Source organism: Pandoraea sp. E26 (assembly GCF_000681415.1).
In the GTDB taxonomy this organism is placed as follows: domain Bacteria; phylum Pseudomonadota; class Gammaproteobacteria; order Burkholderiales; family Burkholderiaceae; genus Pandoraea; species Pandoraea pnomenusa.
On sequence record NZ_AYXJ01000034.1, the window covers coordinates 154,985 to 178,009 of the forward strand.

14 protein-coding genes and 1 pseudogene are annotated in these 23,025 nt (G+C 59.5%); 6 read left to right on the plus strand and 9 right to left on the minus strand.

Annotation, left to right across the window (positions count from 1 at the left end; all coding sequences use genetic code 11):
* Positions 1-85 precede the first annotated feature (85 nt).
* Complete coding sequence (locus W930_RS0121665; protein ID WP_145929408.1) at positions 86-1,429, minus strand: hypothetical protein; 1,344 nt, start codon at positions 1,427-1,429, stop codon at positions 86-88.
* Positions 1,430-1,595: 166 nt separating this feature from the next.
* Here W930_RS0121665 and W930_RS28415 point away from each other — a divergent pair.
* The 5 genes and pseudogenes from W930_RS28415 (at position 1,596) to W930_RS0121690 (ending at position 7,382) form a co-directional block, all read left to right on the plus strand.
* Positions 1,596-2,702, plus strand: a pseudogene (locus W930_RS28415) (IS3 family transposase).
* 705 nt (positions 2,703-3,407) lie between these two features.
* Entirely contained in the window at positions 3,408-3,851 is a 444-nt protein-coding gene (locus W930_RS29820; RefSeq protein WP_072619070.1) for a hypothetical protein, read from the plus strand.
* A gap of 167 nt (positions 3,852-4,018) precedes the next feature.
* Positions 4,019-5,584 (plus strand): recombinase family protein, encoded by a 1,566-nt coding sequence (locus tag W930_RS0121680; RefSeq protein WP_023872682.1) that lies wholly within the window; start codon positions 4,019-4,021, stop codon positions 5,582-5,584.
* Entirely contained in the window at positions 5,581-6,483 is a 903-nt protein-coding gene (locus tag W930_RS0121685) for a plasmid partitioning protein RepB C-terminal domain-containing protein (RefSeq protein ID WP_028731306.1), read from the plus strand. Before W930_RS0121680 ends, W930_RS0121685 begins: the two co-directional genes overlap by 4 nt.
* Positions 6,480-7,382 (plus strand): plasmid partitioning protein RepB C-terminal domain-containing protein, encoded by a 903-nt coding sequence (locus W930_RS0121690; RefSeq protein ID WP_036656272.1) that lies wholly within the window; start codon positions 6,480-6,482, stop codon positions 7,380-7,382. The genes W930_RS0121685 and W930_RS0121690 overlap by 4 nt, the downstream gene beginning before the upstream one ends.
* A 573-nt stretch (positions 7,383-7,955) precedes the next feature.
* On the opposite strand, the gene W930_RS0121695 is transcribed toward W930_RS0121690, so the two are convergent.
* The 7 genes from W930_RS0121695 to W930_RS0121725 form a co-directional block, all read right to left on the minus strand.
* Positions 7,956-10,415 carry a hypothetical protein gene (locus W930_RS0121695; protein WP_028731308.1) on the minus strand — a complete coding sequence of 820 codons (2,460 nt, stop codon included), beginning with the start codon at positions 10,413-10,415 and terminating at the stop codon, positions 7,956-7,958.
* Positions 10,412-11,998, minus strand: coding sequence for a hypothetical protein (locus W930_RS0121700; protein WP_152552666.1), 1,587 nt, complete (start codon positions 11,996-11,998; stop codon positions 10,412-10,414). The genes W930_RS0121695 and W930_RS0121700 overlap by 4 nt, the downstream gene beginning before the upstream one ends.
* Before the next feature lie 84 nt (positions 11,999-12,082).
* On the minus strand, positions 12,083-14,104 hold the full coding sequence (gene rmuC / locus W930_RS0121705) for a DNA recombination protein RmuC (protein WP_028731310.1): 2,022 nt from the start codon (positions 14,102-14,104) through the stop codon (positions 12,083-12,085).
* A 53-nt stretch (positions 14,105-14,157) separates the two neighbouring features.
* Positions 14,158-15,303, minus strand: coding sequence for a DUF2220 family protein (locus tag W930_RS29825; protein ID WP_081814419.1), 1,146 nt, complete (start codon positions 15,301-15,303; stop codon positions 14,158-14,160).
* Positions 15,300-18,932: an SbcC/MukB-like Walker B domain-containing protein gene (locus tag W930_RS0121715; protein ID WP_028731312.1), complete on the minus strand. Its 3,633-nt coding sequence runs from the start codon at positions 18,930-18,932 to the stop codon at positions 15,300-15,302. The genes W930_RS29825 and W930_RS0121715 overlap by 4 nt, the downstream gene beginning before the upstream one ends.
* Positions 18,929-19,600 carry a DUF4194 domain-containing protein gene (locus W930_RS0121720; protein ID WP_028731313.1) on the minus strand — a complete coding sequence of 224 codons (672 nt, stop codon included), beginning with the start codon at positions 19,598-19,600 and terminating at the stop codon, positions 18,929-18,931. The genes W930_RS0121715 and W930_RS0121720 overlap by 4 nt, the downstream gene beginning before the upstream one ends.
* On the minus strand, positions 19,597-20,907 hold the full coding sequence (locus W930_RS0121725; RefSeq protein WP_235195563.1) for a Wadjet anti-phage system protein JetA family protein: 1,311 nt from the start codon (positions 20,905-20,907) through the stop codon (positions 19,597-19,599). Before W930_RS0121725 ends, W930_RS0121720 begins: the two co-directional genes overlap by 4 nt.
* A 289-nt stretch (positions 20,908-21,196) precedes the next feature.
* Here W930_RS0121725 and W930_RS0121730 point away from each other — a divergent pair, with 289 nt between their 5' ends.
* Positions 21,197-21,991 (plus strand): WYL domain-containing protein, encoded by a 795-nt coding sequence (locus tag W930_RS0121730; RefSeq protein WP_036656283.1) that lies wholly within the window; start codon positions 21,197-21,199, stop codon positions 21,989-21,991.
* A 179-nt stretch (positions 21,992-22,170) separates the two neighbouring features.
* On the opposite strand, the gene W930_RS0121735 is transcribed toward W930_RS0121730, so the two are convergent.
* Positions 22,171-22,395, minus strand: coding sequence for a hypothetical protein (locus W930_RS0121735; protein ID WP_235195564.1), 225 nt, complete (start codon positions 22,393-22,395; stop codon positions 22,171-22,173).
* Positions 22,396-23,025 lie beyond the last annotated feature (630 nt).

A 23,025-nucleotide genomic window follows, 5' to 3' on the forward strand; every position in this document is an offset into this window, starting at 1 on the left:
CGTCGGACCGGTGCAGGGCGAGGGCGGGATCCGTCCCTGAACCTCGTCGCCCGCCATCTTGCTGGCTGAACACTCAGCTTCGCCTTCACGCAATTTCAAATGCGTTGACGCGTAACTCCTGACTAATGAAATGTTTCGGCGTTTTCACGTTCGACGTTCTGTATCTAGTCCGCATATTGCTTTCGCCAAGCGAAGCCATCTCGCTTCGAATCAATTCCTTGCCGTTTAATTTTACGATCTCCTCCCATGCCGCTCTATAGCTAATAGAAGATCCGACCGGAACGGTATTTTGATTTGATAGATATTGCAGCAATTGCAAATCCGCATATGTTAAATTCTCTTGAGCAATGGAACTCATCCTTTCCTGCCACTGACGCAAAGACAATGGCGGCTCCTTGCCGAACCCGAGGAGCAAGGGTTGACGATCTTCGCTCGCGTCCCTGCCAATGCAAATCAAATTATGAGAATTCATTACGGACGCAGGATGAAATGCAGCCGCGTTAACGCTTCGAATAAAAACCATATTCCCCTTGGTCAACTCGCCTTCGGGCCGCCCCTCGATTTTAAAACCAAAATCCGCCAATAACCCTCGCATCCCTATCGCATTCAACGACAACTTTCCGCCACGCTCCTTAGATACAAGCGCATTGAAACCCAAGTTGCCAAGCTCATCCCTCATGGACAAAGCGATACACAAATATACGAATATCGTGCAATCCAGTAGAAGAGGATCGCAGGCAACAAGCTTCTCCAACGCGCGACAACAATCATCGCCCTGGTAGGCGTACTCCTTTCTCTGCGCGACGATATCAAATTTAATTCCAACCACCGCCCTACCTATATCTGCACGATATTTGTCCAGCAAAGCCTCTTTTTCCACTAAAAATCTATCTGCGGTACCGGTATTCTTTCCATCGCTGAACGAGCTGTAAAACTCCGCCTCGTACATAAGATTTCTTTTATTATTCAACTCTCCGACATGGCGGATCATGTTGTTTGAGAATCTCTTCATTTTCATCGATCCATTGTCAATCAACTTTCTTTCGTAACGGATCTCTATTCCTGGAAACCCATCAACAACAGCCCGCTCAATATCCCTTACTCGCGACAACGAATCATTATTAAAACTGTGAAATTTGACTTTTATTGATTTGCAATCCGTGTTACTTCCAAGGAAGTTCTGAATATTGTCGATCAACATTTTCGCCACCCGTGGCGAATCGGCGTTGGGCCCGATACTCAAGGAATAGAATCCTGGATTCAACTTGCGTGAATCGGTCCGCTGTAGTCGATCTTTTACCGACGGTTCGCCGTTGTTGAAATACAGGTTGGCCGTGTTGGTGCAAGCAATGAGGGAATCGCTTTTGTTCGGATCCGGCTTTTTGAATACGGACCTGTGGCCACTTGAATTTTTCGGTGCGGAGATCATTGGCGTATCTTTATCGGAAGATTGGTGGACAGTCGCAAGGCGGAATGAATTGACGACTTTTCGGGTTCACACTGGACACCGATGCGCTACGGCTGCCGTGACCTGCCCCCTACAAACAGGGCCAGCCGGAGTCTAGTAAAGTTCGTTTTCGGAGAAGAAGACGAACATGAAGAAGCGCTTTACGGAACAGCAAATCATCGGATTTCTGAAGGAAGCTGAAGCTGGCATGCCGGTCAAGGAACTATGCTGGAAGCATGGGTTCAGTGACGCGTCGTTCTACACGTGGCGCGTAAAGTTCGGCGGCATGGAAGTCTCGGAAGCCTGCCGGCTCAAGGACCTCGAGGTGGAGAATGCCCGGCTGAAGAAGCTGCTGGCCGAAGCAATGCTCGATATGGAAGCGTTGAAGGTCGTCGTAAAGGGAAAGCCCTGAGCCCGCAAGCCAAACGCGAAGCGGTGTCGGCGATTCGGGAGAAGGTCAACATCTCCGAGCGCCGCGCCTGCCGGCTTGTCGGGCTTTCTCGCAGCGCGCTGCATTACGACGCGAAGCCGGACCCCGAGAATGAAGTGCTAGCGGCGCGTCTGGTGGAGTTGGCGCACGAACGTCGTCGATTCGGCTATCGCCGGCTGCACGCCCTGGTGGAACGGGAAGGCACGCACGCCAATCACAAGCGCATCTATCGCCTGTACCGTGAGGCAGGGTTAGCTGTGCGGCGCCGTCGTCATGATTGAGCGCGAGCAACTGGCATTGCCGGGCGCACCCAACGAGGTGTGGTCAATCGATTTCGTGATGGATGCGCTTTCCAACGGCCGGCGCGTGAAGTGCCTGACCGTCGTCGACGATTTCACGAAAGAGGCTGTCGACATCGTCGTCGACCATGGCATCTCAGGTTTGTATGTCGCTCGGGCATTAGACCGTGCAGCTCGCTTCCGTGGCTATCCCAAGGCGGTGCGAACAGACCAGGGCCCCGAATTTACGAGCCGCGCGCTTGACCAGTGGGCGTATGCGAACGACGTCACACTGAAGTTGATTCGGGCGGGCAAGCCAACGCAGAATGCGTACATCGAATCGTTCAACGGCAAGTTCCGCGACGAATGCCTCAACGAGCACTGGTTCACGACGCTCACGCACGCTCGGGCTGTCATCGCGGCATGGCGTCAGGACTACAACGAGCAAAGGCCGCACAGCGCACTGAACTACCTTGCGCCGTCAGAGTTTGCGGCGAAACATCGGGCAACCGCGGATGCTCCTGCCGCTTTCCAGGAGCTGGTTTAAAGGGACTTTGCTAGAAGCCCATTGGCCCGATTGAAGGGGGCAGGTCAGTTGGGCTGCAAACCTGCTGGCATCTAAGCAGTACTAAGTACGCCGAGGCAAGCTGCGACGGATCGCAAATACTAGACAGGGGATGTGTTCAGGTTAACGCCTATGTCTCAAACAAAAAAAGGGCCTTGAAATTCAAGGCCCTCTACGCGTGTCTCGCGACGGTCGACGTGCCGTTATCTAGGCTCGAACCCGGCAGTGCAAATGCCACCACAATTCGAGTCCAGATAATCTCAGCAACTTCGTTATTTCAGTCTTACAACCTAGTGTGTAATCTCACGAATTCTGTTTCCCCGCACAAAAATGTAGACGGATACAAAAGGTGAGAAAGAGTGCCTTGCTGGCAAAGGACTTGCAGGAGGGGCGAACCCATAAAGCGAGAAAGCGGGCCGCAAAAACCGAGAAATTTCGCCCGACGCTGTTTCAAATCCAGCGCCAAACGAGAGGCCGATTTGCCTCACCCCATCAGCGGACAGCGGTCGCGCTTCCGGACGAATTTCGAAAAACTACGCTTGAACTAGGCGAATTCTAGCAATTTTCACGGTTGGTGGGAATCTGCTTGGTGAGCACTTGCGTCCCTCTCTGCCCGCTCAGGCCAGTGATTTCGTTGGCGGGTCCAGCAGCCGCGTGCTCGTTCTAACCCGACCTGGAGGAGCCCCCATGAACTCCACCCGCCTTTGTTCCGCCTGTGGCGCCGCGTTCGTGCCGCTGGCACATGTTCCCCGTCAGCGATATTGCTCCTCGAAAGCCTGCCAACGCGCCCGTCGACGCGACTGGCAAAAAAGCCGGCTTCGTATCGACGCAGACTATCGGGACAACCAGGCCAGAGCGCAGGCGAGATGGCGCGCCGGCCACGCCAGTTACTGGCGCGAATATCGCGCTTCGCATCCGGCGTATCGCGAGCACAACCGCAGTCTGCAGCGGCTACGCAACGCCCGGCGAAGTCACAAGCCCATTGCAAAGATGGATGTCATCAGACTCCCCCGGCCGCTGGGCTCAGGCTTCTACGTACTGTCTCACGCGGACGATGTCGGCGTTGCAAAAATGAACGCGTGGACCGTCCACATAGCCGTTCTATCTGCGCCTACAGCAACACCAACGTGATTGCAAAGAGATGACTTGATACGGATTGGTGTCGGGCCTGCTACCTTTACCTTGTCACCGTTCGTTTTCGAACGCGACCACCTGATGTGAAACCGCGACGCTCGAATTTGACGTTCCATTGCGCCCGATGCCTGCCGCGTGTCCGTATCTGAGTTGCGGGGTGGAGCATGTCATTCAATAACGCTGATGCACCAGTCGTAGCCAATTCGTCTGCCGGACGTGCAGCGGAGTATGTCCGCATGTCGACCGAACACCAGCAATACTCGACCGAGAACCAGCGCGACCGGATTCGAGACTACGCGGCGCGCCGCGGCTTCGAAATCGTCCGCACCTACGCCGATGAGGGTAAAAGCGGTCTTCGAATCGACGGCCGGCAAGCGCTTCAAAATCTCATTTCTGACGTGGCCAATGGTACAGCTGACTTCTGCGTAATCCTCGTCTACGACGTGAGTCGATGGGGGCGATTCCAGGATGCCGACGAAAGCGCGTATTACGAGTACATCTGCCGTCGTGCTGGCATCCAAGTAGCGTACTGCGCCGAGCAGTTCGAGAACGACGGGTCCCCTGTCTCGACTATCGTCAAAGGGGTCAAGCGAGCCATGGCCGGGGAGTACAGCCGCGAACTATCGGCGAAGGTTTTCGCTGGACAGTGCCGCTTGATTGAAATGGGCTTTCGGCAAGGAGGCCCGGCGGGCTATGGCCTTCGGCGCGTGTTGGTCGATGACCATGGGCTCATGAAGGCAGAACTGCGCCGCGGCGAACATAAAAGCCTACAGACGGACCGGGTAATTCTCATGCCTGGGCCAGACAACGAGGTGAGAACCGTCAATTTAATGTACGACTGGTTCATCAACGAGGCACTCGATGAATACGAAATTGCGGCGCGTCTGAACGGCATGCGAGTAAGGACAGACCTCGACCGGGAGTGGACACGAGCCACGGTACGCGAAGTGCTGACAAACGAGAAGTACATCGGCAACAACGTCTATAACCGTGTGTCGTTCAAACTGAAGAAGACGCGAGTGACCAACACGCCTGACATGTGGATTCGCAAGGAGGGTGCATTTCAGTCGATTGTGCCAAGTGAAACGTTCTACACAGCCCAGGGCATCATGAGAGCGAGAGCGCGGCGCTATTCAAATGAGGAGCTGATTGAACGACTGCGCAACCTTTACCGAAGCCGCGGATTTTTGTCGGGCGTCGTGATTGATGAAACCGACGGCATGCCATCTTCGACCGTCTACGCGTACCGTTTTGGCAGCCTGATACGCGCCTACCAGACAGTCGGCTTCACGCCTGGTCGAGACTATCGTTATATCGAAACCAACCGCTTCCTGCGGCAACTACATCCGCAAATCGTTTCGCAAACGGAGACGAGAATCGCAGATTTGGGCGGCATAGTCGTGCGTGACCCAGCCACCGACCTACTGATGGTGAACAACGAGTTCACGGCCTGCATCGTGCTCGCGCGCTGCCAGGCCCATGACAATGGCCGCAATCATTGGAAGGTGCGTTTCGACGCCAGCCTTCTGCCAGACATCACCGTGGCAGTACGGCTCGACCAGACGAATGAGTCGACGCTGGACTACTACTTGTTGCCGCATTTGGATTTTTGCCAACCCCGCATTCATCTGGCCGACCAGAATCCCATTGAGTTTGAAAGCTATCGTTTCGACACGCTGGACTACCTCTATGGCATGGCTGAGCGTGCCCGTCTGAGGAGAGTAGCGTGAGCCCGCGGCAGCAGCCTGACGAAATCCGAATGGTCCCCGTCTCTCAGATTGAAGTTATCAATCCACGCGAACGGAATGGTCGGGTCTTCAAGGAAATCGTCGACAACATCAAGGTCATTGGTCTCAAAAAGCCCATCGTGGTCACGCCAAGAGCCACGGCCGGCGGCGTAGAGAAATACCTGCTCGTATGCGGCGAAGGACGACTAAAGGCATTCCGCTCGCTCGGCGAAACGACTATTCCTGCACTCGTTGTCAGCGTCAGCGACGAGGACGCGTTTGTCATGAGTCTGACTGAGAACATCGCTCGCAGACAATGCCGCCCCATCGAGCGGCTAGCCGGCATTCGGCGACTGCAAGAGCAAGGCTATGCGCCGAAGGTCATCGCCGAAAAAACCGGCCTCACGTCGACTTACGTTCACGGCATCCTGACACTGCTGCATCAGGGCGAAGAACGACTTGTCGTTGCTGTGGAGAAAGGGCTTGTTCCTCTGAATGCGGCCCTGACCATTGTCGGTGCCGGCGACGATGACGCTGAAGTTCAGGCAGCGCTCCAGGATGCCTACGAGTCCGGAAAATTGCGCGGCAAACAGCTGATGAACGCTCGTCGAGTCATCGAACGCAGAAAGGTACTCGGTCGAAGCACCGCGCGTCACATGACGAGCAAACGTGCCGCCGTCACGACATCGAGTCTCGTACGAACTTATGAGCATGAGGTAGAGCGCCAGAAATCCATGGTCAGGAAAGCTGAATTCACTCAACAGCGGCTGTTGTTTGTCGTCGGTGCATTGAGGCAGCTGTTTGCCGACGAGAACTTCATCAATCTCCTACGCGCAGAAGGACTTTCCAGCCTTCCGAAATACCTGGCCGAACGGGTCTGGCAAAACGGGAGTGTTGCATGACTGGCGTCACACTTGGATTTATCCCCGAGCCGTTGACAGTGCCCGTCTGCAGCATTTTGCCTTCGCGCAGAACACCGGCGACCGTGGTCGAATCGCGGAAATACAAGCAAATCAGGACTTCCATTGGGGAGGTCGGTCTCATTGAGCCACTATCTGTAACGGCCGCGGACCCGTCTTCCGGTCAACACGTTTTGCTGGATGGGCATCTACGCTTGCTCGCCATCCAAGACCTGGGGCATGAGTATGTTTCCTGTCTCGTCGCGACCGACGACGAAGGGTACACGTACAACAATCGGGTCAATCGCCTCTCGACAATCCAGGAGCACTACATGATTCGGCGCGTGATTGACAGGGGCGTGTCCCCTGAGCGATTGGCCAAAGCGCTTTCCGTCGATGTATCCCAAATTATCAAAAAGATGTCGCTCCTCGACGGCGTTTGCCCGGAAGCAGTCGAACTCCTCGGAGACCGGCAGTTCTCGGCGGAACTTGTTCGCGCTATTCGAAAAATGAAGCCCACGCGACAGGTGGAATGTGTGGAGCTAATGGTAGCCGCGAACAATGCGTCCGTCGCCTACGCTGAAGCATTGTTGGTGGCGACACCCGCCGCGCTGCTAGTAGATGGCAAGAAGCCACGCAAACTGACCGGCGTTAGCCCTGAGCAGATGGCAAAAATGGAGCGGGAGATGAGCAATCTGCAGGGACAGTACAAGCTCGTTGAACAGAACTTCGGGCAAGACGTGTTAAATCTGGTGCTCGCGAAAGGGTATCTCTCCAAGCTCCTAGAAAACGAATCAGCTCGTCAATACGTCGCAAAGCACCATCCGGATTTGATGGTGGAGTTTGAGTCCATCATTGCGACCATTTCTCTCGACCAGCAGCAATTCAGCGTGGTCCTCTAGCCGAACCTTGGCTTATGGCTGCTCTTCGTTGAACGTGGCGATGCCAAACTCTCCACAGCCGAATTGGCTTTTGGAGCCTTTGTAGTGGCATCCGTCTCCGGCGGCATGTACTTCGAGTGGCAGAATACTCGAGCAGTGATAAGGCTCTTGGCGAAAGTACCGCGCCAGCGGCCTTGCCCCTCCAAGAAGCGAAAATTCGGCGCCGGCTCGCCAGTATCATGAAGTTTCATCGACTTTGAAACTTCTCACCTACGATGAAACCTCGAGCGAATGTGGACATGTTCACTACCCCAGCTGGGGTCGTCGACAATAGGACCGACCGCAACAAGGCCATCAAGAGACGTTAACGACTGGAAGCCTACGGCGGCGATGAACCGTTTGCAGCCATTAACCGTAGCGTCGAACTAACCGCACACCCGGCGAGGAACTGCCGAAGGCGACAGGCAGCTAACCGGCACCTCCAACACTTCAAAAAGGCGGTAAACGACGAACTGCATTGACTATTGCCTCAATCGCGGGGGTGGAGCGGAGAACGCTTGAGGGCGCCACAAGAGTGCAAAGAGGTGCCTAGGTTCAGGCACTATGCACAAGGTCCCGGTGTTCCAATTCGACGCGTTCGGCGCTTACGCCAAGGCGTTCAGCGTAGCGGCGGTTCATGCCAGCGAATACCTCGCGCACGACTGCACCAAGTGCCTGCTGCGGGAGTAGGCCGGTGAACCGATACAGGTCCGCGGCGAGGCCGGCCTCCGAGTTGGATACGGTAAACGCAGCGCCGGCGTCGTTTACGGCCACGCGCATGGCACACAGCGCCCAGAAGCAGGTGGCCCAACACTCGAGCACGTCCTCGGGAAAGCCCTGGCTATCGTCGGACTCCAGGCGCAGGCTCTTGATAAGCGGCGCACGGGTTCCCACATGGTCACGGAAGAAGTCGTAGAGCAGCCGCCCGACGAGGCGTCGCCAGCTTGCCTCCCCGCCGGAGGGAAGGACCTGGCGACGATGAACTTGGGCGTCTACGTCCTTGGGACGCAGGTCCGTCTTCTTGCTGCCAGCACCCACCACCACCACCAGGAGCACCCGAAGCCGAAGCAGGTCGACCACGCTCAGCAACTGCCCCTGAGCCTGCTCGCGCAAGCCCTTGAGGAAGGCCTCGACCCCGTAAACGATGCTGCGCTGCGTGTCTTGAACGTAGCGCTGGCGACGCTCCAGTTGTCGCTTCGACTCGGCCGTCGGGGTTGCTGCAGATGCCCCCGCGGAGGTCGGCGGCAGGTCGCCGGACTCCATGGCGGCAGCGCCGTCGGAGGTCTCATCGCCCAAGCCCAGATTTGGCGCCTGGTCCTCTTCGTCCGGCGCCTCGGCTAGGTCCAGAGCCGCGCGCTTGCCGATGAGGGCATTGAGAAAGCTCCTTACCGATTCGTGATGGGTCGAGGCGAGATGGCTGCTCGACAGCGCAGCAGAGCTAACCTCGACCCGTCGACCCGCGACGAATTCCTCATAGGGCAGCACGCGAGAGTCCGGCGCCTGGTCGGCGACAGCTTTCCGCTGGGGCGGCTGTTCGGTTACGCCGCGAGGCCCGCGCATCTCACGCTCGGCTTCGGTGAGCCGCTGAATCACCTCCAGAAGCCACAGCCCCTCGGACGCCTCGTCGTCGAGCAGGTCCAGCGCGTTCTCGACGCCGCGTCCCCACGCGCGACGTTGGGTTTGATGAATCGCCTGCTCGACCACCACCACTGCCAGCGACGACTCGAACGCGCCTGAGCGAACCTGTGCGAAGTGCGGTGCGACGGTGCCGTCGAAACGATAGGTCGCCGGATTTCTCCGGCTTCCCACGGGCGTCAACGTGCCGGCAACCGGCTCTGCGAGCTGGTCCAGGAGCTGGAGGGTGACCCCTTCGGTCGCTAGGCTTGCCGGTGGCCACCAGCGCAGCAGATTGCCCGACAGCTCGAACCGTCCGGCCAGTTTGCCCTCGAGGTTGGACAGAGGTATGTCATCGGCCGGGCTAAAGCTGGGCACCTCGGCGGCGTCAAGACCCGCATCGGATGAGAGAACCTCGTCTAGGCCGAGCATTCGAACCGCTTCGCCCGCGGGCAGCTCGCGTACCAGGCAGGCTTCCTCGTTTATACCCGCCTGACCCGGTGTGCCGAGCGCCGCTTCGGTGCAGTTCGCGCTGCCAAACAAGACGCAATCGCGGTCCGCCGCCTCCGCGATGACGAACTTCGCGTGAGCAAATCTGCTCGCCGCACCCGGCGCGTTGCTGACGTCAAAGAGCGCAAATGCGCCCGAGCTCGGATGGGCGTGCACGGGATACAAGGCCGCCTGCGGCTGTATCAGCACCGCAGCGTTGACGCCGGCGAAGCGCCCTTGAAGACTGAGCAGCGTGCGCAGGTCGTGGTCCCAGTACGGGCTCGCCACCACAAGACGCTTTACGGCACGGTCGCCGATGAACTCGACAAAGCGCTGCCCGATGCCCTTGGCATCGTCACTCGGGAGGAAGGCCAATCGCATCCCTTCCTGCAACTCGACAACCGCCTCAGTAGAGGCCGTTGCCGGCAGCCAGTGCGTCCTCTTTAGGGCCCATTCGACCTGGCGTCGAGCGACCGAGCCGGGGTCCAGGAATTTCAGGAGATAGTCCACAGCGGCTCGCAACAGCGGCGCGGCCTGCATGGCATCTTCAGCCACCGTGACCTCTCCGGCGACTTCGAGATTGCCGGCCAGTCCGGCTATGGTCATGTTCGCCGAGCTCACGAGCAGCCGCCCCGACGCCTTGCCCAGTTGCAGCGTCAGCTTCGGGTGAAAGACACCGGCACAGTGCGCACCGACAACCGAGTAGCGGCGCCCCGCAAACTTTGGGCGGCGCGTGTCGTCTGCCAGAGCCTGCGCGAGCATCCGGGTATCGGCCACCACGATATTGTTGTTGCAGCCTGCGTCGCGAAGACGTGGTAGCGCGATGGCCTCATAGGCATCGAAGTCGACGCCAAAGGTCGAGACGATGCTGGTGTGGAAGCCGCCGACGGCGAAGTAGTTGAAGAGCTTCATGCGGCATCGAGGAGGCGCAGACCTGCCGGCGTGGTGCCGTTGGCGCTCAGCAAGTGGATGTCCTCCAGGAACGCTACCGCCGAGGACAGTCGGGGATTCGTGAGCACCGGGCCGTCCTTCCGGCGCAGGCGCACGCGCCCGTCGTCAGATTCGAGCAAGAAGGTATAGTCGCCCGCCCCCCGGAACTTCTGGATAGCGACCCACAAGTGACGGTCGAGCACTCGCTGCCGGACGATGCGGGCAAGCAGCGCGTGCAACGGTTCTGCCGAGTGCTCGTCCAGGAAACGCAGCTCCGTCACGAGCGAGCGTAGGAAGTCCCCGTTCGCCAGCACTGGCAGGTCGCGGGCGATGCGCTCGAGCAGCCCGCTGAAGCGCTTGTGCAGAACGGCAAGCAGCACGATGGCAGAGCGTGCCGAGTCCTCGCTGGTCACCGCCTCCAGTCTCGCGCTGCGCAACACCGCTTGTTGCAGCGACATCTCGCTCATCGGGTCCATGTCCGACACCGGGTCGTCCGCAAGGGTCAACGAGTCGCAGAGGCCATTCCAGGAGTCGGCGGCGTACGTATCGAGAGCCGACATAAGCCGAGAGACCGTCTGGGTGACCAGGCTCTCGAACGGCATGCCAGTGGGTGAGCCTCCGAGGATGTCGAGGGCGAGCTTGAGGATGGTCTCGTAGCACAGGTGCAGCAGGTCGTTGGCCTGGTACACGGCCCAGGCAAATCGCTGCCTATCCTCCTCGGCGCCGAGCGCTGCAAAGGCGGTTACGGCGTTGTACTGTGAGCCATACAGAGACCAGCGTAGCTTCTCGGTCCTGACCGAACTGCCCTGGTCCCTCGCAATCCTCAGCACCAGACGCAGGGTGTGGCTTCGGGACGCTGCTTGGGCCTTCTGACCATGGGCGCCTGCGAGCAGCAAGCTCTCGTAGAGGTCTCGCTCGGGCCCATCAGCCACGATGCGCGACGGAAGCATCGCGTCCAGCCGAGCGAGGTCGGCCCTGCTGATGGCTCCGGCCTGGGCCGCCGCGAGAAAGGCATCGGCGGCGGCTCCGATGGCCGCTTGAAAGGCATCGGCCAACGGGTCGCCGATGGCGCGCGTGGGTACAGGGACGTCGTGGCCGGGCACGGTCTCAAGGACGCCGATGTCTAGCAGTTGGCTTCCATAGGCTGCACCAAACGCACCGAACTTCTGTTTCAGGTATTGCGGCTCGCCGTCGGCGCGGTCCGTAGCGGCATGGAACGTTATGTCGGCTCCGGGGGCCGCCAGCGCGCGCGTCGCCCAGTCGACGCCGGCCACCCCTCGTTCGCCGCCAGCATGAACGGAGACCAGCGCATACAAGGCTTCCGCGCGTCTCAAGTACAGACACCATCGCTCCACTGAGGTGTCGCCCACATCCGATGCGTAGCGCCGCGCCAGCCAAGCGTACAGGCCGTAGTACCGCATGCGCAGCGTCACATTGCTGATACCAGGTACGAGCTGCTGGTACAGCGCGACGCTGGTCGTTTGCATACCCAATGGGTCCAGGCCGCGCTTTTCTGCTTTTGTTGTCCACTGCGGATAGCCAATGCCGCCACCTAAAGTTGCCATTGTGCTTTGTTCCTCCCCTACGGCTCCACTACTTCAGAAAACTGCCTGCTGTACAAGGCGTTTTAGCCGTTTTCCCAGGCGCGATTAAGCCTGCACAGCAGGTGCCATAGCAGCGTCATCATCCTCGTCCAGTCCCAGCAACTCTTCCGTCGCCAAGGCCGCAGGCTGGGCTGCAACTGGCAACGCCTCAACGTCCCGCAGCTTCCGCTGAACTGCCCTAGTTCTCCGGCCCACCTCATCAAATTTCTTGGCAGCGGCATCAATCGATTTCTTGGTGGCATCAACGATGTCGCCGAACTTCTGAAACTCGGTCTTAACGCTACCCAAAATCCCCCACACTTCAGACGAGCGCTTCTCGATTGCCAGCGTGCGGAAGCCCAGCCGCAAGCTGTTCAGCATCGCCGCAAGCGTCGTCGGCCCGGCCACTACGATGCGGTGCTCGTTCTGAAGCGCCTCGACTAGGCCCGGGATGCGAGCAACCTCCGCGAACAGTCCCTCGGTAGGCAAGAAGAGGATGGCGAAGTCTGTCGTGTGAGGAGGGCTGACGTACTTGGTCGAGATTTTCTTGGCTTCGGCTCGGATTGACGACTCGAAAGCCGCTGACGCTTGCTGGATAACGACCTTGTCCAGGGAGTCGTGTGCATCCTGCAACCGTTGGTAGTGCTCTATCGGATACTTCGAATCAACGGGCAGCCACACCGGCGCGTCATCGCCCTTTCCCGGCATCCTGACGGCGAACTCAACGAGGTCGTTGCTCCCGGGAACCGTCTTGACGTTGCGGTCGAACTGCTCGGCCGTTAGAAGGCTCTCCATGATGGCACCCAACTGCACCTCGCCCCACGTGCCGCGAGTACGGACATTAGTCATGACTCGCTTGAGGTCTCCCACGCTTCCGGCAAGATTCTTCATTTCACCCAAGCCGGCATGAACTTGTTCAAGCCTCTCGCTGACCAACTTGAAGGAGTCGCCCAGCCGCTGCTCAAGCGTCGCGTGGAGCTTCTCGTCGACGGTCCGCCGCATTTCTTCAAGCTTGGTCGTGTTGTCTTGCTGGATGGCAGCCAGGCGTTCATTCAATGCCGTGCGAAGCTGCTCCGAACTGGTCTGCGTTCCATGTGCCATAACGCCGAGTTGCTGCGCAACGGCCTCTTGCAACGTCGCGAATTGATTCCGAATCTGGTTGCCATTGCCCTCCAGCTGGTCCTTCAAGGCAGTGGCCATCACCCCAAGCTGATTGGTGATGTCTGCCTTGAGAGAGTCAAGGGTGCCCCGAGTGGACACGGTGAGGGCCTCGAAGCGCTCCTGGATGCGGGTCTCGAACGCCGCAGCACTTTCGGACAGAGCCTGACGAGACTTACCGGTCTCCTGCGCCACAGTACCCAAGTGCTCGGTCATTTCAGTGCGAAACTTCGCCAGCGCTTGGGACGTCTCAGCCCGAGCATTCGCTGCGTCGGTCTGTGCCTGGGTGAGTAAGTCCATCAACGCCTTGCTGGAAGCATCAAGCCGGCCGGTAAGAGCGATTTGCAGCGCCTCGAATCGCGCCGCCAGCGATGTGTCAAACGACCCGAACCGTTGCTCGAGCTTTGCCTCAAAGGCACTGAATGCGTTGGTCAGCTCGGTGCGGCCCCTTCTCGCTTCTTCAAGCGTCTGCCCCAACTTCTCGTCGACGACCTTCCGGCTCGCCTCGAGACTTTCCGCCGTCGTTCTCTGCAGTTCGGTCACGCGCTCCCCAACGCTGCTCGAAAGCGTTCCAATCTGCTGCCCTAAACGTGTCTCGAATGCTTGGAACCCTTGGTTGAGCTCCGCGCGACCGTTCCGAGCCTCAGCCACCGTGCGCTCGAGCTGCTCATCCATTGCCGTCTTGAAGGCGGCCATCGCACCGGCGGTTGCCTCTGTGAACCCGCGCAGTTGCTGCTCGATGCGCTGCATGCCGCCCTCGTTGCGAGAGACTGCTTGCACCAAGCTCTGGGAGGACTGTTCGAGCAGTCCCAGCCTCGCATTGAGGTCCGCTGGCGTCTCAAACTTTGGTTTGCGCAGCAACAGCGCCAACAGCAGCACCAGCGAAACAATGCTCAGCGCAACGAGGACGTAGAAGGCAGTTTCGGTCATGTTGTTCCTAGGTTTTCATTGTTCTTTCAAGGTCGCCGCCGCATAGAGGGACGCTATGGGTTGATTTGCTCCTGGTCAACAAACCTTCCGTAGGACTGCAGGGCGGGTATCAGGTGGGCGTCCGCGTAGGCACAACCGGAGGTGCCTAGCGCCTTCTGTCCTTGCTTGTCGGCGGCTTCCGGTGAATGCCCCTTGCCTTCTATGAGAGCGGCCAGCATCTGGGAGTAGCCTGGTTCCCAAGCCGTGAGGCCGAGGAAACTTGTGCGCATAGCAGACAGGATGCGCATGCCAGACCAATCCAGGTCCCCCCAGAAGAAGGCCGGAATGACATCCTTGTCAAAGAGCCAGGCCTCGAAGCCATCTCGAAGGTTTTGACTGATGCCGCCACGCGCCGCGTAGAAGAGCGAGCAACCATCCCGCGTGCGCAGCCGCTGAGCACTTCCCTTGAAGCCTGACGCGTAGACCAGCGTCAGCCCGTCGAACGCCGAGCTCGTCGAGCGAATGGCGCGCTCGAAGCTCATGAGGTTCTCGATGAACAGCACGCCCCGGCAGCCCGCCGGCGGCAGGAACACCTGCAGCTGAATCGGAGACTCCGGAAATGGGCACTCATCGACACCTAAGACTGCGGCGACGAGGCCCTGCCGCTTGTCCAGGACCTTCGACATGCCCCAGAACAGCTGAGAGGAGACTTCGCGGAGCAGCATGGGCTTGCCGGCTAGAGCGGGGAGCTCGTTCAGCCGTTCGACAACCTCTGTCATAGTGTGGTCCGGCATATCGATGCAGAACTCCGAGACAGCGGCCTTGACCTCGGCGGCCCCCTGGAGCCCGTCGCGGACAGCCTCGCGCCAGCGCTCCGCTGGGGACTTGACGCGCTGTGCGCGACCAACCGTCCTTCTCACCTCGACCTCGTTGGCAACCGTGACTCGCGGCGAGTCGGCATAGCCAGAGCGGGAGCGGATAGCGCCGGCTGGCTTGACCGTGAGCCACCCCCAACGCACCAACTCGACGGCATGGCCCCAAAGCTCCTCCTTTTCCGACTCCCGCTGCGCGTTGTAGAGAGCCGGCCAAGTCCGCTCCCAGAGAGCGACCGACTGGGTACGAGCGCTTCCCCTTTGCTCGGCAGAGTCCATTCGGTCCACGAGCAGGTTCAGCAGCTGCTGTACAGGCGAAGACTGAAGCCAAAGCGGCTGCTCTGTCACTTCGCAGCTCCCGTGACTTCTTCAGGCTCTGCCGCATCAAAGAGCAGCTTAGCTTGTTCGCGAACCTCTTGACGCTGCGCTTCCCAGACCTCGCGCATGCGGTCCTTCTTGAAGAGGCGCTCATCGCACTCGGAGACGAAGTCAATTTCACCGTTGTCTGGCACGTTCATCCGACTGAAGCTGAACTCGCGGTCGAACTCAGGGCGCAGCGCGCCGGCGTGCTTGGTCGGCATGGCGCTGACTAGCTGAAGGCCCATGCTATCTCGCAGATACCGCAGGACGGCACGTGCACGCGGCTCGTCCATGCGAGAGAAAGACTCGTCGCTAACAAGCAACTTCAAGCTGGCACCCTTCTCGAACAGGCGCAGGCGGTTGGTCACAACGGCGGCGCGCACAATGTACGCCGGCGTCTCCAACTGACCACCAGAGCCCGTCCCCCACGTCGACAGGGCGATGCGGCCGCCGCTGTCCGAATCATTCCAGATTTCGTAGCGTCGGTAGTTGCGGTAGTCAGCGATGCGCAGCAACTCGCGCCCAGCCCTGTCCTGGTCTTGGTCCAGGAGTAGCTTGACCAGGCGGTCACGGACCTCGACGTGCTTAGGCGAAAGCTCCGTCTCCCCAAACAAGTCCACCGCTTCCGGCGAATCGGCCAGTTCCGCAACGGCTGAGAAGAAGCCGTAATACTCCTGGAACTCGGGCTCCCACTTTGACCAGTCGATGTTGAAGCGGTCGGTGCCAAACTTCAGCTTCTCGAGCTCGACGTTCAACTGGCGCAGCATCCGCACGCCATCGTCGACCTTGCTCTTGATTTCAACGCAGAATTGCTTGGTGAAGACGTCGTGGAAAGAGCGTTCCGCTTCCTCAATCTTCGCGCGGTTGTTGTACAGCCCGATACTCTCCAGCTCGTTGTGAAGCGTGCTGACCGAGCGCCCGAGGAGGACCAGGGGACCGTAGTAGGGGTCGAAGGATAGCGCATCCGTAAGGTGCGGCAGCGCGGCCTGAAAGCGTTCGTCCGCACGAACAGCAGCGTTGTACTCCGCCAGCATCTCGCGCACGTCGCCCAAGAGCTTTTCGGGTTGCGTACGCAGATGGCCAAGCCGTGCTTGGACGGCAGGGAAGTCGTACGTGTGAGACGCAATGAGGTCGTCCACCTCTTGGGCCATCACCGTGTACGTCTTCTCTGAGTTCGCTTCGCAGAGGTGCTTCAGGCGGCGAATCTGGTTTTCGCGCTCTTGGAAGCGAGCGTCCCGGCCCTCGTTGATGCGCTTGATGACGGCGTCCGCAGCCATGATGCGCTGCTCGGCCAGCGTGACTGCCTTCTTGGCCGCCTCAATTTCCAAATCATGTACTCGGATGAGTTCTTCCAGTCGAGCCAGCTCCGCCCTCAACTGTTCGACTTCGGTCAAGTCGAGCTGCGACAGCGTCAGACGTGTGGCGTCTAGGTCGCCGGCATGCTGCGCCAAGGGTGCCGCATCAAAGGGCGGTTCCTTCAGCGATGTGAGCACTCTCCGGAAGCCATCTAACGTGCCTTGGGATTGTTCTAGCGCCTGGATGTCACGGTCAACGGTTTCCAGCTTCTCGGTGGTGGTCTGCAGCGCCCGCTCACGAGCCTTGCGACCAAGTACAAAGTCACGTCGTTCGCAGATGAACATCGTCATCGCGCCACTACCCTTGCCGTCCGTGGTGAGGCCGCGCGGGGTCCGCCGCAGCTCCTCGGAGTCTGCCACCTTTACGACAGACCCGAACTGCTCGATGAGGTAGGCCCGCGCGATAGGGTGGTCGGTGCGCAACTCGTGGATGATGGAAGTGCTCGGCACACGAGACTGGTCGGCACGCTCCAAGCATCGCTTGCCTTGAACGACCTTCGAGCGCGAACCCCAGGACTGCAGGAAGTCAATCGTGCGGGCTTCCCAGTCCGGCTTGACGATGAAATTGAAGCGCGCGCCGTCCATGTAGCCCTCGATGGCGCCCTGCCACGCTTCGGACACCGGCTCGACGAGGTCGCACAACACCTGGACACCCGCGTCGGGAAGCCTCTCTCGAATGCGCTCCAGCGCGAGGACGGTGTCCCGGTTGTAGTTGCCAGCACCTGCCGCAAGACGTTGCTTGCGGTCAGCCAGCTCGCCGCGCTCCTTCTTAGCGGCCTCCACGCGTTGGCCGAGGGATGTCGATTCAGCAGCGACCGCCATGAGCACGCTGTCCTCGGTACCGACCAACGAGTTATGCAGCTGGCCCAGGCCGACGTCGATGCCGTCAAATGCGGCGGCCAACTGAAACAGCTTCTCTACTGACAGGACGTCATCACCGTTTGCGTCCGCCACGGAATTGAGCAGCCCGGCCAGCCGGTCCACATTGGTGGATGCAAGGGCCTTGGCCACGACGTCTACAGACGCGCCCAGCTTCGGGAACTGTTCCGGCACTGGCCGTTTGACGATAGAGTCACCGGTGTTCTTGATGTGTGCTGCAGCGAGGAGACCTGCATGCAGTTCAGCGAGCTTGGCGCGCGCGGCGGACGTCGCCCGCTCTAGGCGCTCGTCAAGCATATTCTTCTCGGTGTGGGCCGGAATGCCGCTCAACTTCGCTGCGATATTAATGCGGCTGCTATCAACGTTGCGCTTCAACTGCGCTTCGGTCTTGGCCTTGAGCTCGTATTGGTCGGCCAGCGCGCTGTCATCCTTGATTTTCTTCCGCTCGAAAGCGACGCGCTCTTCGTCCGCTGCCAGCTGCATCTTCGCCAAGAGCAAGTCATGTTGGACCTGCTCTTCGAAGGTAGCCGTCGTCTTGCCGATGACCTCCTTCAGCTCGCGAAGTCGAGTGACGGTCGCTTCAATGCGCTTGCCTTCAACCTTCAAGCTCGTCACCTGGCGCATCAGGTCACTGATGCGGGTGATGCTCTCCTGCAGCAGCTTTCCATCGAACTCAAGGATGTCGTCCCGAACCAGGTCATGAACCGAGCCGATGGGCTTGTAGGCAATCGACTGCGACCATGCCCGAGCCGCGTTCTGAGCCTCGTCCCAGGGAATGGACATGCGCCCGCGGAACCTGCCATAAAGCCCGCTGAGGTAGTCGCGCTTGTGGTCGTCGTAGGTGATGACCTTCGGGTACTTAGCCCTCAGTCGCTTGACGATGTCTTCGACCGGCACACAGATACCTTGGTCCATGTCCTCAAAGAACTGTTCGACCGACAGCGCAGCGTCTTCGACGATGACCAGAACGAGACGCTCCAGCTTCGCGTCTCGCCGCTCTCCTGAGCCTTCCACGCGCGCCGAGGCTGCTACGAGCGCAGTGAACATCTTGGCCGAGCCGTCCTCGGGCCCTGGACGAAAGACCGCCGCGAGGTAGCCTTGGGCACCTGCCGGCCGAGAGAAGAGGCTGTACTCAGCGCCGACCACGAAGGATTCAAGGGTGCGTTTGGATTTGCCGCGGCGATGGTTTTGCTGAACTTCCTCTTGGCCAGGGTTGTAGGCCACGATACCTTGGTAGGCTGCCGTCATGATGGTCTGAAGACCATCGAGCATCGTCGATTTGCCCGCACCCGTTGGGCCAGTGAGCAGCGTCATGTTTCCCAGCTCGTAGTTGCCGGGCTGCAGTTGTCCCCAGTTCACAAGAACCAAGCGGTCGAGCTTCATTGGTCGCTCTCCTCGACGGACGTTTCTTGGTCAACCACGCCTTCTGATTCCAGAGCTGCACTCAGCGCGTCGTTGGACACGATGCCCAGGATGGTTGGCCGGATTGCGAGCAGCGCGTCTTCATCCGAAATCGAAAACTCGGCCGTGTAGCTGAGCAGGCGATGCCGCTTCAACTCGGCCAGCAAGGTCATCTTGTCGCCCATGCCGTTCGGCAGAGGACGCTTTAATTGCGTCTGCATGGTGGCCGCGATTTCCTCGAAGCTAACCAGCGCTTCGCCCTGGGGCTGGATGTCGCCCGTATTGAGCTTGTTCTGGTACAGGAAGCGCAGAGCAAGGGCCATCGCAACGAAGTCGGGAGACACCCGAGTCCGCAGCGATGGCGTCGGCTCCAGGATGTCCTCAGGCAGTCCATCGACTACGGCGCCCGCCACGTAGAGGCGATAGAACTGATTATTGCTGTCGTGGTGCAAACGGAAGCCAGCAATGTCGAAGTAGTCCTCCAGCAAGCCCTCGACGCGCCTTGCGTCGTCATACAGCAGTTGCTCAACCCGGTCCTCTTCACGCACGATGGCACCGTAAGCCATCAGGCGGTTGATGATTTCCCGGAACCGGTCTGGCTTGATGTTGGCAAGCGCTAGTTGTTCGTTGACGTGCGACAGGAGGCTCATTTTTTGAGGTCAATCTCGTAGTCGTTGCCGCTGTAGAGCCCGTTTTCCAAGGGGGTGGGCAGCTTCTTGATGGACAGGTCTGCGCCGACCTCGCTTCGAACCGCTTCCACGGCCTGCATGGCACGGAGGGTTTCGCGGGCGGTGGCCGTTGGGAGCGCTGAGACTCGAATGGGATGCTGAAAGATGCGCAGGTCGCGCCGAAGCAGCTGAGCAACCTCTTCGTTGGGGATGGAGAAGGCCTCCGCTTCGGCGCGGGCCATAGCAGCAGCCAAGCGCTCTTCGCGAGAGGGTCGCGGCCGAACGGAAATCGTGACCGCCTTGCGGCGCTGGGCGGCCGTCCGGAGCTTGAAGCTTGCGGGGTCCAGCAACCGCACCTCAGCTGGCGCCAGAAACTGCCCGATGTGCATGAGCAGCTGGTCCTGTTGCTCCTTGGAGGCCTCTGCGACCTGCTGAATCGCAGCAAGGTAGGCATGCCGGGTCTGGCCTGCGCGCAGCATCATCGACTGCAGCGCCAAGCCATTGACCCGCTTGAGGTAAGTCTCCATGGCCTTCAGGAAGCCAGGCTGCTTCGACTGGCACGCAGCATCGACGATGTCTTCAATGCGGGTCAGTAGCCAGTCATAGACGGACGTGCCCACGTATTCCTTCACGGCCCAATGGGCAATGTCTCGCAGCTGTTCGTCCATCCGATTGAACTTGGCCTCGGGGACGAGACGAAGCCGCTCCAGCTTCTGCACGATGGCCTGCCGGTTAAGCATTGCGTTATCGGCAGTGAGCTGCTTGGAATAGTCACGCTGGAAGCGGTCCAGGAACTCGACGAACTCGCTCCATTGCGTTTGCACCGAAGCGGTCTGCATCAGGTGCCGGACCAGCTCCTGGAAGTAGTCGATGCCATCGGTCAAATCCTCGATGACTTTCTCGGCGTACTCGTAAGCGTCGACTAGGTCGTGCGCGTCACCTCGGTCGGAGAGTGCCGCCTCCAATGCATTGCGACAGCCCCGCATGTTCCGTTGCCGGCTGCGGCTCGGGCGGTCCAACGACCAGAGGGCCTCCGCGAACAGCTTCCCTGGTCGAGAGAATCGGAAGGCCGTGACGAGGCCGGTGCGGTCGGCGAATTGCTCCAGCCAAGCGTCGGTTAGCAGTGCCCGGATGACCATGCCGACGAGCGCCTGCGGGTCATCGGCTTCCGCTCTGCTCAGCTCATCGTCGCCACCCTCTTGCGCCTTGACGCTTTGGTACTGCCGAACAACCGGCAGCAGGAGCTCGCGCAGCGCATCCCGCGTGAGGTTGTGGGCATAGTCAGCCATAGGGCCGTGCAGTCGGTCATAGAGTGCCCGTAGGCAAGCAGCCACAAGCTCCCGGCGAGAGCTGTTCAGGGCACGGAAGAACCGCTGACGCTCAGCCTCAAAGAACACAGGATGACCCGCTGGTGGGGTCATGGGGTCCGGCAACAGGTCAGACGGTATCAAGGCTGATTGCTCCCACTGGACCTTGCCTGGTCCATGCACTTTTGAAGTATTATCTTCAAGGATAACTTATCTTGCAAGATAACATATGGGCATGCCACTTACCCCAGCGCAGCTGCGCCTGCGAGACATGGAACTGCTGCTTCGTTGGGAAGGCGAAATTGATAACAGTCGTCTGCGCGAGGTGTTCGGCATCCAGTCCGTACAGGCCAGCCGCCTGCTGGCGGCGTTCTTGGCGGAGTTCACCGATACGGTCACGCGAGCCACGCCGTACGCGCCCATCACCGCCACACAGTCGTTCCGACCAAGGCTGGCCGGCAAAAGCCCTGACGAGTACCTGCAACTGATTCAAAAGCTTGGCGCCTCACACATCGACTCCACGGTCGAAGACCTACGACTTGATTTGGCACCGGTCCGCCCAGCCCTCTTTGCCATCATCACTCAGGCCTGCCGTAGACGCGTAGGGCTCCGCATCCGCTATCGGTCGCTGGCAGCCCCGGAAGGCCAGGACCGCCTTGTCTACCCGCATGTGCTCGTTCGAGCTGCGCGCCGGTGGCACGCTCGTGCATGGTGTGTACAACGGCAAGCCTTTCGAGACTTCGCGCTAGGACGCATCGCGCAAGCTGCTCTCGATGCTGAACCAGCGCCGGCCGCCGCGCAGACGGACAAGGACTGGTCCGAGTTCGTCAAACTAATCGTGCAAGCTCATCCAGGTCTACCGGACGGGCAAGCCCGGCTTCTTCGGGACGAGTACCTAGGCGGCGAGGAAAGCAGAACATTGCGAGTACGCCGATGCTTGGTTGGGTACACGGTCCAAGACCTACGCATTGCCACTGAGCCGGCCAGACAGACACCGCCTGAGTACCAACTAGCGCTTTCAAATACCAGGGACTTTGTCGGAGAGTTCGGAGTGGGCGGTGGCTGACCGCCATCTCGCGCATTGAGCCCGATATAGACCAACCAAACACATTGGGCATGGCCTGACTTGCAGACCAGTTGACAGGCGCTCGTTCAGAGAAAGGCGTACAAGAGACGCGTCAGAGTGCCCGCAAAACTTTTGCCCTACTACGCGAAAATCCGGCTACCCACGTCCGACATGCCGGGCTAGGCCTTTTTGAGCGAGCGCCGATATGGATTACTTTGCATCGCGCGGCACTTTTCGAGCTCTCGCGACAGTGCATCGATTTCCGACTGCATCCCGGCTGCCCGCTTGAGCAGTTGGGCAACTCGATACCAATACTCATAGCCCAGGTCGCCATCTGCCAATCCGAGCTCGTGAAACTTGCGAAGCGCAATGTCCAGGGCGATTTGATTTTCTGACGACATCATCGTTCTCCTTTTTTGGCGTGGCAGGCTCACTCCCCGCGATGAGCGTGAGTGACAGCGCTCTCCTGTTAGCTTAGGTCCTCTTCCCATCATCTGCCTGGCACATCGACCATCCAAATCCATTCGCATTTCATGCCCATCGGAGATGCATATACTCTTATGCAAGACTCTACGTGCTTCCGCCGAGCGCCACGCCGCCGGATAGAAGGGCCGCCCCATCCATCGATGGGCCTCGGTGATGTAGTAATTGCCGCCTGCGCGGACGAGGCGACAAGCACCAGCGCGCAGGGGACACCGGATTCTGGGGGGAAGTTCTGAGAAATCCGGCGCGCTGGCGAAGGCAGAGGCGCGGAACGAAAGTCTGCCGGGCGAGGCCGGCTCCATACCGTAGTGGTTTGGGTGGCGGCTGAGTGAAGGCGCATCCCAGGCAAACACGCCAGGGAGGGCTGGGCTCAGCCTCACCACCCGTAGCGAGGTTGTGAGGGTGTACACCTGCTTTTCTGGCTGAACCCTTTAGGTGAGCAAGAGGATAGCGAAGGTTTGGTCGGTTCAGCCCGTGTCTGCAGTTGCAGCGATGGGACCTCGCTTTCACTGATTCCTGATGTTTCCAAACATGCCATGCCGAAGTCATGC

Coding starts and splice junctions, on each gene's coding strand:
- W930_RS0121665 (WP_145929408.1), bottom strand. CDS start 1,429: ATGATCTCCGCACCGAAAAATTCAAGTGGCCACAGGTCCGTATTCAAA.
- W930_RS29820 (WP_072619070.1), top strand. CDS start 3,408: ATGAACTCCACCCGCCTTTGTTCCGCCTGTGGCGCCGCGTTCGTGCCG.
- W930_RS0121680 (WP_023872682.1), top strand. CDS start 4,019: ATGTCATTCAATAACGCTGATGCACCAGTCGTAGCCAATTCGTCTGCC.
- W930_RS0121690 (WP_036656272.1), top strand. CDS start 6,480: ATGACTGGCGTCACACTTGGATTTATCCCCGAGCCGTTGACAGTGCCC.
- W930_RS0121695 (WP_028731308.1), bottom strand. CDS start 10,415: ATGAAGCTCTTCAACTACTTCGCCGTCGGCGGCTTCCACACCAGCATC.
- W930_RS0121700 (WP_152552666.1), bottom strand. CDS start 11,998: ATGGCAACTTTAGGTGGCGGCATTGGCTATCCGCAGTGGACAACAAAA.
- rmuC (WP_028731310.1), bottom strand. CDS start 14,104: ATGACCGAAACTGCCTTCTACGTCCTCGTTGCGCTGAGCATTGTTTCG.
- W930_RS0121715 (WP_028731312.1), bottom strand. CDS start 18,932: ATGAAGCTCGACCGCTTGGTTCTTGTGAACTGGGGACAACTGCAGCCC.
- W930_RS0121720 (WP_028731313.1), bottom strand. CDS start 19,600: ATGAGCCTCCTGTCGCACGTCAACGAACAACTAGCGCTTGCCAACATC.
- W930_RS0121725 (WP_235195563.1), bottom strand. CDS start 20,907: ATGGCTGACTATGCCCACAACCTCACGCGGGATGCGCTGCGCGAGCTC.
- W930_RS0121730 (WP_036656283.1), top strand. CDS start 21,197: ATGGAACTGCTGCTTCGTTGGGAAGGCGAAATTGATAACAGTCGTCTG.
- W930_RS0121735 (WP_235195564.1), bottom strand. CDS start 22,395: ATGATGTCGTCAGAAAATCAAATCGCCCTGGACATTGCGCTTCGCAAG.